The organism is Persicobacter diffluens (genome assembly GCF_036244895.1).
Taxonomy (GTDB): Bacteria; Bacteroidota; Bacteroidia; order Cytophagales; family Cyclobacteriaceae; genus Persicobacter; species Persicobacter diffluens.
This window is the reverse complement of record NZ_BQKE01000003.1, coordinates 742,215-756,406: the sequence shown is the minus strand read 5'-3', so window position 1 is coordinate 756,406 and position 14,192 is coordinate 742,215. Positions and strand designations below refer to the sequence as shown.

The 14,192-nt window shown below is 41.1% G+C and carries 7 protein-coding genes and 1 pseudogene; all 8 read left to right on the top strand.

What is annotated here, in order from left to right; genetic code table 11:
• The first annotated feature begins 11 nt into the window (after window positions 1-11).
• The 8 genes and pseudogenes from AAA970_RS22290 (at window position 12) to AAA970_RS22255 (ending at window position 13,699) form a co-directional block, all read left to right on the top strand.
• Window positions 12-317 (top strand): hypothetical protein, encoded by a 306-nt coding sequence (locus tag AAA970_RS22290; RefSeq protein ID WP_338239086.1) that lies wholly within the window; start codon window positions 12-14, stop codon window positions 315-317.
• A gap of 18 nt (window positions 318-335) precedes the next feature.
• Window positions 336-1,139, top strand: a pseudogene (locus AAA970_RS22285) (transposase); the annotation flags it as partial.
• A 940-nt stretch (window positions 1,140-2,079) separates the two neighbouring features.
• Window positions 2,080-3,723, top strand: coding sequence for a M1 family metallopeptidase (locus AAA970_RS22280; protein ID WP_338239084.1), 1,644 nt, complete (start codon window positions 2,080-2,082; stop codon window positions 3,721-3,723).
• Window positions 3,724-3,891: 168 nt separating this feature from the next.
• Entirely contained in the window at window positions 3,892-4,374 is a 483-nt protein-coding gene (locus tag AAA970_RS22275) for a hypothetical protein (RefSeq protein ID WP_338239083.1), read from the top strand.
• A 513-nt stretch (window positions 4,375-4,887) separates the two neighbouring features.
• Window positions 4,888-6,435 carry a GMC oxidoreductase gene (locus tag AAA970_RS22270; RefSeq protein ID WP_338239082.1) on the top strand — a complete coding sequence of 516 codons (1,548 nt, stop codon included), beginning with the start codon at window positions 4,888-4,890 and terminating at the stop codon, window positions 6,433-6,435.
• A gap of 846 nt (window positions 6,436-7,281) precedes the next feature.
• Window positions 7,282-8,175, top strand: a complete 894-nt coding sequence (locus AAA970_RS22265) for a malectin domain-containing carbohydrate-binding protein (RefSeq protein ID WP_338239081.1) — start codon at window positions 7,282-7,284, stop codon at window positions 8,173-8,175.
• Between the two features lie 120 nt (window positions 8,176-8,295).
• Window positions 8,296-9,324: an efflux RND transporter periplasmic adaptor subunit gene (locus AAA970_RS22260; protein WP_338239079.1), complete on the top strand. Its 1,029-nt coding sequence runs from the start codon at window positions 8,296-8,298 to the stop codon at window positions 9,322-9,324.
• On the top strand, window positions 9,311-13,699 hold the full coding sequence (locus tag AAA970_RS22255; RefSeq protein ID WP_338239078.1) for an efflux RND transporter permease subunit: 4,389 nt from the start codon (window positions 9,311-9,313) through the stop codon (window positions 13,697-13,699). The genes AAA970_RS22260 and AAA970_RS22255 overlap by 14 nt, the downstream gene beginning before the upstream one ends.
• Window positions 13,700-14,192: the final 493 nt, after the last annotated feature.

Here is a 14,192-nt window from a genome sequence, read left to right as displayed (position 1 = left end):
AACAAAGATCTATGTTCGATTCGCTTCACGACAAACTTACGCAACAATTTCCAAAATGGGGCAAAGCTTGCTGGAAAAATGTACTCGCTTTAAGTTTAGGCATCATCCAAAAAGGAACCGTGTGTCTTAATAAAGTGAAAGATTGCATCGGTAGTATTTTAGAAAATCAGAGTACTTCCGCCTCTGGCCATTACAAACGCTTAACCCGCATATTTACGGAATATTCTGACACCCATTTATGGAGTGATCTATTGCAATTATCCGCCATGCATATGCACAAAGGTGGGGATTTTTTGATGGTCGATGGCACCAGTTGAAAGCAAGGGGATCGCACTTTTCATTTCATGACCTTGGCCATTTTGTATAATGGAGTAGCGGTGCCGATCTATTTCATGAATCTGGAAAAGAAGGGCATCAGTAATCAGGAAGAAAGAATTCAGTTGCTTGAAGAGGCGTCAAAGTTATTCAATCTTGAAGGTAAAATTCTCTTGGCTGATCGTGAATACGCAGGACAGAAATTCATCAAATACCTTGAGGATAACGGCTTTAAATATGTGCTTCGGGTAAAAGAATGTAACTTCAAGAATCAGTGGGATGAAAAATCTATGACGAAAGCGCAAATGATTTCAAAAGTCACCAATAGTAAGGTGAAAGGTAAAACGATGTCCGCTAAAATGAAGTTTGAAGCCGGAGACAATTGCCGGATAGTCATCAAGAAAAGCGAAGATGCGGAAAAGGAACCTGTGATTTTCCTTCTGACAAATCTGTCTAAAAACGCCTATAAAGTAGCTGAGGACTATCGGAAGAGATGGCAAATAGAGACATGTTTCAGACATTTGAAGACCAATGGTTTTGACCTTGAAAAAATGAATGTTCAGGGAGCAGATAGATGCCGGTTAATGATGGCTATTGTCGTTTTTGCATATTCGGTATCCATAGCTCATGGGTTAAAAAAGTACAAAAATGTTCGTCTGAAAACTTATGCCAATGGTAAAAGGTACAGATCCATTTCCGTTTTTCGAAAAGGAGTCGAATGCATCGCAGAAGCTGGTTACAGAATAGAAAATTGGGGCGAGTATATCCTAAATCACTTCTTGAGTCATGATCAGAAAATTAGCCCCAAATCAATAAATGTCTAGTTGTATGGCAAAATTCCCTAAAAATAGGTCGTTAATGGTGCAATAAAAGCCAGGCTTGAGATGCGCAGATGCAGTGCTTTTGAATATCCTCTAAAACGGTTTAAAAGGACCTGGACAATATCCAGGTCCTTTTTTTTAATAGCGTTTCCTGTCCATTTATGTTATTGGTGATCTAGATGAAGATGCAGCGTGTGTGGCTGTTTTCTCCTAGATTATTTATGCTTAAATCCTCCTTTAGCTGCCAAGCGGAAAAAATGAAGGAATTTTTCCTATTTCGAGTTTTTTTCAACGAAGCAGAAAAATGGGGAGAAAGCAAGTTTGATCAAATTTGGGCTATAAAAAAAATCAGTTAACGTGATAAAAACGAAATGATAATAAGTTATTTAAGGCGAGTCACTAAATTTAACGGTGAATAATTCGGGTTATTTATTGATAAATTGAGGGTGCGGTTTAAAAATCGGAATGATTCCCCGCCAAATTCCATAAATCCGGTGAAGGAGTATGGCACCAAAGTTTTGAGTTGTATCACGCTAACTTTTTCAGATCCCGGATTCCGTTGAGCTTACTTTGTCTTCATTCACCTGTTTTCGCTTATATTAACGATAAGAGTTTGTTTTTTAGCAGAATTCGCAGCGAAAACATAAAGTAATACAGAAGCGCTATCCGGTTATGTTTAGAATAGTATCGTAATTGTTGAGCAACACCAGATTCGAACTTGCAACAGGATTTTGTGCTTTCAAGTTTGCTCTAAATAAGCTACTATCCCTTCTTTTTTTCCTACGGCCAGCTGATCGAGGTTTAATGGTGTAATTATTCAGCTTAATTTCGTTTTGTTAGATATAGTGAATTAGAGCTTTGGAGCAAAGTTCTCGGGAGCTCTTTCATTTTGAATTCCGATTTAGCTTTTTTTATTATCTTAACGGGCTAATTAATATCGAATATGACTAATTATTTTAAAGCCTTTCTTTACCTATTTTTTCTTTTATACGCTACCACCTTATTGGCTCATGGCTTTCAGGAGGCCGATACTCTTTTGGGAAAAAATGGACCTTATCGTGCCTGGTGGGACGCTCAACATTATGCATTAAAATTGACTGTGGATGTGGAGGGAAAAGGAATTTATGGAACGAATGACATCACTTTTATGGCCATAGATGCAGGGCATAAAATGCAGATTGATTTGCAGGAGCCCATGAAGGCAGAGGCCTTTATTTTTAATGGGGAGGAATTGCCCTTTGAAAGAATAGCGCCAGCGTATTTTGTAACTTTACCTACCACGCTTTCTGCAGGGGAGTCCTATACACTGCAGGTGAAATTTAGGGGCAAGCCTAAAATAGCCAAAAAAGCCCCCTGGGATGGCGGCTTTGTCTGGTCCGAAGATAAATCGGGCAATCTTTTTATGGCAACCGCCTGTCAGGGAGAAGGTGCCAGCAGTTGGTGGCCGTGCAAAGACTACCCTGCAGATGAGGTAAAGGGGATGGACATTTATGTCAGTGTGCCCAAAGGCTATATGGATGTTTCCAATGGCAGGTTGATTTCACGTAAAAAAGATCAAGGTGTATGGACTTACCATTGGCAGGTGAAGAATCCTATCAATAATTATGGGGTGAATTTGAATGTGGCGAAGTATGTACATTTTGCCGAACAATACCAGGGAGAAAAAGGGGAATTAGACCTGAACTATTATGTATTGCCGGAAAATCTGGAAAAGGCAAAAAAGCAGTTTCAGGAGGTGCCCCGGATGTTAGCCGCTTTTGAACATTGGTTTGGGCCTTATCCTTTCTATGAGGATGGATTTAAATTGGTGGAAGTACCCTATCTGGGGATGGAACATCAGTCTTCAGTGACTTATGGCAATCAGTATGCAAATGGCTATTTGGGAAGGGATCTTTCCGGTAGTGGATGGGGTTTGAAATTCGATTTTATCATCGTCCATGAGGCCGGACATGAGTGGTTTGCCAATAATATCACCAATAGTGACATTGCTGATATGTGGATTCATGAAGGTTTTACCACTTATTCCGAAGCTTTATTTGTTGATTATTATTGGGGAAAGGAGGCCTGCAATGAATATATGCGTGGAATTCGAAAAAGGGTACTGAATGATCAAAATGTTATTGGGGAATATGGAATGAACCAGATGGGTTCTGGCGATATGTATGTAAAGGGGGCATTATTGGTGCATAATTTAAGGCTTTGGGTTAATGATGACACCGTATTCCGGAATATGTTACGGGAGATGAATAATAAATACTATCATCAAACGATTAGTTCTGCCCAATTGGAAGCATTTATCAGCAACTATCTGAATTTAAACCTTTCAGGTTTCTTTGATCAATATTTAAGAAGTACCATGATTCCCACACTGGAATATGAAGTAAGGGGGAAAGTATTATTTTATCGCTGGATCAATGTAGTGGAGCATTTCCAAATGCCTGTTGAGCTTCATATTAATGGCGAACAGAAACGATTATTCCCTGCTGCGAATTGGCAAAAATTACCATTAAATAATCCTTCTGTTCCTATTGCGCATGATTCCGATTTTTATTGTGGATTTCAATTTAATGGGCAATTCCCACATTAAGATATTTTTGATTTGATTGTGTCTGATATTTATCATTGAATTTTATGATTGTTTCTGAATTCATAAAAATAGCCATAAAAACTTATGGATATTTTTAATTATGGCAATATATTCGATAAAAGTCCAGAAGGAATTAAATTCCATTTTTTTTAACTATCCAGTTTGACTATGCAGGTTTTTGAGGTGAGCATTCCCCTAAAGGGAAAACGCATAATTAATTTGGCGATCGCGAGTATTTCGATGCTGGTGATTTTGTCCGCAGTGGAAGCACAGCCCATTTGGTATTGGGTGTGTTTGGCCGGTGTTTGTATCGGTAGTCTATTTTTTGAGTTTGGGATTTTAAATGCCAAAATCAGGATAGATGATTTAGGGATAGAAAAAAGTGTACTAGGCTTTAAAAAACGAATAAACTGGAGTGAAGTCCAGAAGTCAGGCGGAATGGTAGAATATCAATATAATCTACGTACTTCCTATGAAGAATATGATCATCCGGAGCATTTTTGTGATGAGAGTAGTGAGAGTTATTTATACTTCACTGATGATCAGAATTTCAATTTAGGTGGGCATCCGCAAAAAGGTAAGAAGGTTGTTTACATTCCTTGCCGGGAAGTTATCCAGCAAGCGATTCAGTTGTATCGACCTGTTGCTTAATTCCATATTGAAATGGTTCGGGCCGTCACGGTCCTGTTAATTTGGTTTTCTTTTGTAATCCTTTGTGGCAGCTGGTGCGAGTTGCCGCAAGGGATTTTTTTTTATCCCAATAACTGCTATTTTTAAAGGGTGTTATCCCGAAGGAAGCCTACTTATAGCTGCAAGGCAGTAAAAGAAAGGCATAAAGTCTTGGAGGGTGCATAAAAGTCAAGATTCGCAACGAAATTTTAATTTATGCAGAGGCGAGACCTGAGTTTTTGATAGAATAGCAACCTTATTATTGAGAAATTATCCAAAATTGCTTTCAATCATTCGAATATGCAGGTGGATGGTGTGGATTTAAACACGTGCTTTATTCAAGTTTTAATAAATCTGATAATGAGGAGCGTTAAGCAGTGCCAAATCCAGGGCATTCCATCCTTAGCATATATTCGGATAGGTGTCCGAACTTGGAGAAACTGAATAAGAATAAGGAAGCCTTGAATATTGCTGGTTAGTAATATCTGAAATTATATGCAACACTACGACTATATCATCATTGGCTCCGGATTTGGAGGAAGTGTCTCTGCCATGCGCTTATCGGAAAAGGGCTACCGTGTTTTATTGATTGAAAAAGGTAAAAGATTTGAGGATCAGGATTACCCAAAATCGGATTGGCAATTTTGGAAATTCCTTTGGATGCCTGCATTAAAGTGGTTTGGTTTTCAAAAAATCAATTTTTTTCGAAAAGTGTTGATATTATCCGGTGTGGGATTAGGGGGCGGAAGTAATGTTTATGCCAATACACATATGCAGCCTGAAAAGCAATTTTTCACCCACCCTAGCTGGGGACATTTTAAACCCTGGCTCAAGATTCTTCCTCATTTTTATGATACTGCCCGCCAGATGCTGGGCACCACACCGGTTCCTGAATTACACCGGGAAGATCAAATATTGCAGGAGGTAGCGGCAGATATGGGCGCATTGGATTCTTTCAAGCGGACAGAGGTGGGGGTCTATTTTGGAGAACAGGGAGAAGATGTGGACCCTTACTTTGAAGGAAAGGGGCCCAAACGACAAGCTTGTAAGCAATGTGCGGGCTGTATGGTGGGCTGTCGGCATGGAGCGAAAAATACCTTATCGAAAAACTATCTTTACTTTGCCGAAAAGGCCGGGGTGGAAATATTGACACTCTGGAAGGCAGATAAAATTGAATTTTTGGAAGGGAAGTACAGCGTTCGCTGTCAAAGTTTAAAGAGCGGACATAAGGCCATTTATACCAGTGGTGGTCTTGTCGTTGCAGGGGGAGTACTCGGAACACTGGATTTGCTTTTCAAGCAGAAAATTCAATATAAAACATTGCCCCTTTTAAGCGATACGCTGGGCAGTAATGTCATGACCAATTCGGAAATGCTTTGTGGCATTACCCAAATTCCGGAGAAGGTGAATCATGGGGTTTCCATTTCCAGCGTTTTTAATGCAGACCCTCATACGCATGTGGAAATTGTTAAATATAATAATGAGTCGGGGCTTATGGGCAGATTGGCGGTTTTAGCCGCCGGAGGAGGAAGCATTGGCCTTCGTTTACTTAAATTATTAGGGGCCATCATTTCCCATCCTATAGATTTTCTTAAATCAACCTTTGGCTTTAAAAATTGGGGGGAGAAAACCATTATTTTACTGATTATGCAGTCTCTGGAGGAAACTTTGAATATGGAATGGCGCAAGGGGCGTTTCAAAGGGCTCCGGTTTAGCCGAGAGAAGGGCAAAAGAGTGGAAGCTTTTTTGCCCATTGGTCAGGAAGTGATGCATAAATATCAACAAAAGGCCGGAGGAATTGCGCAAAATGGTATTTCGGAAGTGTTTTTTAATATCCCGACCACTGCGCATATTTTAGGGGGGTGCCCCATGGGAGAGCATGCAGAGCAGGGAGTAGTAGATGCCAACTTTAAAGTTCATGGCTACCCTAATTTTTATGTATTGGATGGTTCTATTATCCCCACCAATCCCGGGGTTAATCCGAGCTTAACCATTACGGCCCTTTCGGAATATGCCATGAGCCAAATTCCGGAGAAAAACTGAATATTAAATTATTGAATATCCAAAAATTATAATTTCCAGCATCTTTAAAAGCCACAATTCGTGGCAAATATTGAAATATTTCAGCGCCGATAAAGCATTATTTGGGGAGAATTGCATCGGTATTGTTGCGAAGTTATCGAAAATTGATTTTTCAAAATTCGATTTTTCAGTATGATGCTGTACTTTTAAACACGCTTTTGGATCGATTTTTTGAATAATGGTATCCGCTAATGGATACCAGCGAGTGGAGGTCATTTTAGGCCAAAAGCTTTTTGGGCGCCAAAAAAATTTAGGGTATTGAAATCACAATAACTCCCAGCCAAATATGAAAATCAAGGGGTATAATTAAGCAGGATAATTTATGCTTAAATCCAATGTTACCTATTTCGAGATTTTCCAAAGCAGCCGATGAATGAGTTGAAAGCAAACCTGTTCCAATAATTGATAATGAAAATCAAAGCCCAAAAGAAATCGTCATCAAACCTTTATGTTGGAACACAAAAACCGTTGGTATATGCTGCGGCTCAATTATCATCTATCCCGGATGAATGCGCATTTATTTCATGTGGTCTAAGGAGCAAGCCCCTAATTTTTCTCCCCATTAATTCTTGTTTATCCTCAAAATCTTATGTTCATAAAAAATCATTTTTCACTCCTTAACTAATAGGAGGAGAGCGACTTTTATTGTTATAAATAGCCAAATTATAAAGGGCAATTTCTACGAATATTGTATCTAATCGCATATTTTCAAATTCTTAAATTTTGCAAATGCGGAATCCAAATTTGATTACTATTAACATTGTGGTACGCGTTCGAAGAATCTTCCTTTTCCAAAAACACATTATTATGAAATTCGACAAACTATTACCCTTAGCAATTATCGGCGGAATGCTCTTCGCCTCCTGTGGATCTGATTCATCGGATGACCCAAACCCAAGTCCAACTCCTGCCCCGGTTCAATTGGAAATAGTGGATCCTACACAACAAATTCTTCAGGTCCGCGCCGGAGATCCTTTCTCCCTCGATTTAAATTTATCCGATGCCAATGATGGTGTGGAGTGGTCCGTAGACGTATTGCCTGTGGGCCTGTCGATGGATCGAGCAACAGGTGCAATAAGTGGTAATTTTGGCAATCTTCCCCAAAGGCGTTATTCTGTTTTATCCAAAGTTACGGCGATGATGGCCGGAGATTCCTCCACCATGGATGAGGCATTTATAAATTGGCATTTATTGGATGTGGAACAAGGAATTCCATTTATAAATGTTAATGCTGGAGGTGATTCAGAATTTACTAACAACTTTGATGAAATTTTCTCTCCGGATAATAATTTTTCGGATGGCATTGTTCACGTTTGGTTTCCGGATCAGGCCATTGATAATACCTCTATGCGAGAACTATTTGTGACGGAAAGATATGGAGAGGACTTTTTTTATGAGTTCGCGGTGGAAGATGGAAATTATATAGTAGAATTATTATTCTCCGAAAATGCCTGGAATGGCGGAGCCCAAAGGAGGTTTGATATAGATATCAATGAGGTGAATGTGGAAAAGGAATTTGATATTTGGAAGGTGGCCAATGCTCTCAATACCCGTGCTGATGGTACCGGAAAATTCTTCGCCATCAATAGAGAATACCCTGTGACCGTTACTGAAGGTTTGATTAACATTCATTTTTACCTGGGGGAGAAAGGAAAAGATTACCCTAAAGTCTCAGCGCTTTCTATTCGAAAAATTGAATAATGTGTGATTGGCCATAAAAGGCGGACTTCGGTTCGCTTTTTTTATGTCTAAATGAAACTATTTAACCTTTTTACTGTAATAAAAAGTGATATACGACTTCTGTTTTTAACCTCTACCTGCATGCGCGCCCTACTTTTTACGCTTCTTAGCCTTTTATTTTGCTGTAATTCCAAACCTGTTGAAGTGAAGGAACAGCAATCTATTGCGGTAAAAACTACAATCATCAGTAAGCAAAAGGTGCTTCGAAAAATCAATCTGAGTGGCGCAATAAAAGTGGAAAGTGAACGAAGGCTTTCCTTTTTAGTACCGGGGAAAATTCACGAACTGTCCCTGTCTGCGGGCGATCATTTTGAAAAAGGTCAGCGATTGGCCCTGTTGAAGCAAGATGAATATAAAGAAGGGCTACGGGTAGCAAAGCGCAAATTGGATCAGGCCAATAGTGAGTATGAGCGATTAAAAAATATGTATGATCGGCAATCGCTTACGGAATCGGATTTTCAAAAAATTAAAACGCTCAAAGCGGAGGCTGAGGCTAATTTGGTGGTCCAAAAAAATCAGCTTCAGTATACCGAAATCATCGCGCCTTACCCTGGAATGGTCAAGCGGGTATTATTTAATTCGGGAGAGGCTGTAAAAGAAGGTATTCCGGTTATGACCATCATTCCAATTACCGGATTAAGCCTTCAATTCAATGTTCCTGAGGCCCGGATAGGAGATTTGCGTCAGGGGATGCTCATCAATTATAAAGTACCCGATAGAAGTGATAGCCTTTATTTGGCGAGGATAAACAAAATTTTCCCTACGGCGGATCCCTTAAGTCGGACCTTTAAGGTGGAGGCAACTCTTGAATCCAAAGAAAGGGGAATTAAGCCGGGCATGGTCGCACAGGTTATGATCAGTCAGGGCGAACAAGCGCCGCAAATTGTAGTACCTGTGGAGTATATTGTCCCTGATGAAAAAGGGGATCGGTTTGTATTTTTAGTCAAAAAAGGGAAAGCTTTTCGACAAAGAATTGTTGGGGAAGAACTTTCAGGCTTAGGTTTAGTGGTGGAAAAAGGGTTGCAGGAGGGCGATAGTCTCATTATTGCCGGCCAATGGAAACTTCATGATGGTGCCACCCTAAATGTTTTGTCGCATGAGTCTCATTAAAGCCGCTATCATTAATCGGCAGGTAACGCTCAGCCTCACCTTCATGATTTTATGTGGAGGTTTATTTGCCTTGTTAAACATGTCCCGAAGGGAGGATCCTCAGTTTAATGTCAGACAAGGATTGGTTGTTTTCGCCTACCCGGGCGCTGAAAGCCTGGAAGTTGAACAGCAGGTAGTCAATAAAATAGAGCAGCTGTTATTTTCCTTTAAAGAAGTTCGGAAAAGCAAGACTTTTTCTAATGCCCGCCCCGCTATGGGGTATGTGGTGGTAGAATTGGAGAAGAATGTGACAGATCCCGATAAATTTTGGTCCACCTTGCAGCATCAACTGAATTTGCTCAAACAGGCTGAACTCCCTCCTACGGTTTTAGGTCCAGTAGTGGAAACGGGTTTTGGGGAAACCATTGCCTTGCTTCTTGGCGTGCGATCAGCAAGCCGGGATATGGTTGAATTGTCCAATTATCTTGAAAAAATTGAAAGTCATTTACGGATGGTGCCGGAGGTTTCCCGCATGAGCCGGGTAGGGGAGCAAGGGGAGGCCGTTTATATTGATGTGGATTTAGAGAAAATGAGCCAATATGGCTTTAATCTGAATAGCCTCTTCTTAAGTTTGAAGGGGGACAATTATGTCTATCCTGCGGGGCAACTGGAGGTAGGTAGTCAAAAAATACCCTTGCATGAAAAATCGGTTTTCCGGTCATTGGAAAATGTCCGGGATCAGCTTATTGGTTTAAGTCCATCAGGCGGAACGGTGCAGGTACAAGATATTGCGAAAGTGTATTTGGCAGAGGAAAAAGCTGCCAGCCATATTCGGGTAAACGGACAAACGGCCTTATTACTTTCAGTTGAAATGCTGGAGGGGAACAATATTGTCTCCTTTGGGGAAAAGGTGGAAGAGGCCCTGGCTGAGGCGCAAAGATTATTACCGGATGACGTCCAGATAGATTACATTGTAAATCAGCCTAAAAATGTAGAAGATGCGGTAGATAAATTCATTGAAGAATTTTTCATCGCCATTATCGCGGTTGTTTTGGTCATTATCCTACTTCTACCATTTCGGGTGGCCATCATCAGTGCGGTGGCTATTCCAGTAACCGTGGCGCTCACTTTCTCCCTGCTTCAGGCTTTTGGGATTGAGTTACAGCAGGTTTCCCTGGCTTCCCTAATTGTGGTATTGGGCATGCTGGTAGACGATGCGGTCGTTATTGCAGATAATTATGTTGAAAAACTGGATGAGGGTTTTTCCACATTTGAGGCCGCCTGGCGTGCTGCCAATGATCTAAAAATACCCGTATTAACGGCCTCGTTAACAATAATTGGTTCCTTTCTTCCCCTGGTAATGCTCACCGGCTATGTTGGGGAGTTTATATTTTCATTGCCCATCACAGTTGCCATTGCGATTTCCAGCTCCTATTTTGTGGCCATGTTCCTAACGCCCCTGCTTTGCCACCATTTCATAAAAAAGGGGATTCATGAGGGGGGTAATGAAAAGAAAGGTTTACTGGACCGGTTGCAGGAAGTCTACAACGCGGTTTTACTAAAAAGTTTCAAAAATATTCCTTTGGCATTATTCGCTTCGGTCTTATTTCTGCTGGTGGGCGGTATTGCATTTTTGTTTATTCATCAAAAACTGTTTCCTGCTGCGGAACGGGATCAATTTGTGATCGAGCTTTTTATGCCGGAGGGTACGAATTTAGAAAGTACGAACCAGGCTTGTCAGCGTATTGAAGCTAAGATTAAGTCCGATAGTCGGCTGGTGAATTATACCTCTTTTGTGGGGCAGGCGGCACCCCGGTTTTATTACAATTTTGCCCCGGAATTCCCCAAAAGCAATTATGCCCAAATTTTAGTAAATACGACCTCTGTAGCTGCTACCGCCGAATGGGTGAAAGCCTTGGAAAAGGAAATTGATTTATGGGTTCCTGAAGGGCTGGTATTGGCTAAACAAATGCAACAGGGAGTGACCCACGACGCCCCGGTAGAAATCAGGATTTATGGAGATGACCTGAAAACCCTGGAGGGTATAGGACAACAGGTGAAGCATATATTTGCGCAACTTCCTTCTGCTTATCGGGTGGAGGCTGATTTTAAAAATCCCATTTTCAGTCTTCAAATCGAGGAGAAAGATTGGATCGCCAACCGATTGGGGGTAACCAATGCAACCATTGGCAAATTTCTCCAGGTCGCTTTATCCGGCTTAAAGGTTAGCAATTATTATCAAGGAGACAGGAGCCTCGATATTATATTACGAGAGGCCTCGGATAGGCGGCAAAATTTCAGGGCGGTAGAAGAAACCTATTTAGTGGCGCCTCTGACTCAGCAAAAATTTCCGCTATATCAGGTGGCCACCTTATCCCCTTCCTGGCAGCGATCAAATATCAAACACCGCAACGGCCGGCGATGCCTGACGATTCTCTGTCGCCATCAGCAGGAGGCGTATCCTTCAGAACAATTAGCTGCGGTAAAAGCCCAAATAGAAGCACTGCCCCTGCCGCCGGCTTATCAAATTGAATATGGTGGCGAGTTTGAAGATCAAATAGAAACCTTCTCAGAAATGTATTTGGCTGTCTCCTTAAGTGTAGTGCTCATCTTTCTCATTATACTTTTTCAGTTCAAAAAGCTGAAGGAAGTTTTTTTGGTGCTGGTGGCTATTCCATTTTGTATTCCGGGCGCTTTAATTGGCCTGGCTTTGCTGGGCTATCCCTTCGGCTTCACCGCTTTTGTCGGGCTGGCTTCCCTGGCAGGGGTTACTGTCAGGAATTCCATTATTCTAGTGGACTATGCCAATTTGCTGGTAGAGGAGGGGCATAGTGTAAAGGAAGCCGCCATTTTAGCCGGAGAGCGTAGAATTCGACCTATTTTCCTTACCACCATGGCTGCTGCGGTAGGGGTAGTGCCGATGATTCTTTCAGGCAGTGAAATGTGGGCTCCATTGGCGACCTGCATTGCATTTGGATTGGTTTTCGCTATGTTTATGACCTTAATAGTGGTGCCCATTCTTTATTATTTATTGTTAAAAGCGCCATCAGGTCCTATCTCCACCAAGGTGGTAATGATCCTCTTCTTAATGGGTTTTAGTCATCTTTCTCCGGGGCAGGAGACAGCTCAGATTGGCCTGGAAAATACGATTCAGTTGGCCTATCAACAAAACGATTTGGTTAATGCCGCTCAACTACAAATGCAGGAAAAGGCACTGAAAGTAGCCGTGGCTAAAAAGCTATATCTGCCTCAGATTCGCGCCAATGGGTCTTTTTTTTATTGGTATCATTCAGAAAAAACCACCAATACCGAAATCTCTATTACCGATCTACCTCTGATCGGTAATATCCCTCCGATTGGTCTAAATACGGAATTGACCATTCCGGAAGAGGGGCGATTTGCAGGATATGGGTCAGTCGGTGTTTTTCAACCCATCACACAATTGTTTAAAATATCAACTGGTGTTAAAGTAGCAGAGTTGGATTATTTAGAAAGTCAATTGCAATACCAGGAGGCCATTTCCGGAATTTCCATTGGAACCATCAAGCTTTATTTGGGAATTTTAATTGCCCAGTCTAAAAAAAAGGAGCTCGAACAGCAGTTGAAGGCTGCAGAGGAGGAATGGCGGGAGGCTTCTGATGCGGTAAATTCTGGTCAATTATTGAAGGCCTACCAAATGGGGCTCGAGGCAAAAACTCTTCAGCAATCTTCCGAGGGCAAAAAGGCCGAAATTGAGGAACAGCATTTGCGGCGGGAACTGGCTCAACTGCTCAACTGGCCCTTGGATACGATGGTGCTTTTAAAGCAACCAACGGCCAATTTTATGGATTCCATCATGAATGCCATGGAACTGAGTAGCCGGAACAATGTAAATGTGAAACAGGCGCAAAGGTTGGAAAAGATGGCGCAGCAGGGGCTTAAGGCATCAAAATTAGACTATCTGCCTGATCTTACCTTATTTGCATCGGGAATTTATGTGGGAGGATTGCCTGTGGTGCCTGAGTTTAATGGCCTAATCGGACTTAACCTTAATTGGACCATTTTTTCCTGGGGCGCCAAAAATAAAGAAGTGAAAATAAGGGAACTGCAACAGCAACAGGCCGGTTTAAGCCTGGATCAAAAATTGAAGGAACAACAAATCCGTTTGTTGCAAATTCAGGATGAATCACAATTGGCTGAAGAATTGCTGATGGTCGCCGAGAAAGCAAGGGACTTCAGGCATGAGGAAGCAAGGATTAAGCGGGATGCACTGGAAAATCAACTGATCACCAATAAAGAATGGCGTAAAGTACAGGCCGAAGTTTATCAAAGTGAGCGGCAAGTATTAGAAGCACAATTGAATCTCATTCTGAAAAAAGCAGAGTTGCTGGAAGTTTATGGACTTTATAAAGATTAGGCAATAGTGTTTAGGTATTAATTTATGGCTTTTTAATAAAATATGACCCGGGCTTTTTTCCCTATAATTTTACCTGAAATAGTAACACCTTGATTTACAATACTATCCTAAATAATTTATGCTTATAAAGTTTTTTAAAAAAGTCATAATAGCGGGTATAAAAGCCAAAATACGCAGCAAAATTTGAAGTAGGGCAGAAGCTATACCCCGATTATTTTGAGAGAATAGGAGCACCATAATTGAGAAATTATCCAAATTACATCCAATAATCGTACTTGCGCCGAAGATGGGCTTTTTGACAGGCTCTAACCATCAGTCAAAATTTTTAATTTTCAAATTCCAATAATGGTTTTGGGGAAGCGTTATTATGTAAGAGCATCTTTCCACTTTAAATAATCCATTATTACTTCTACTATACTTCAAATATTACCTGAGGAATTGGCTTTTCAATTGGCAATAGGCGGGTTCCAATCGAAATTATTGTCCATTCCCA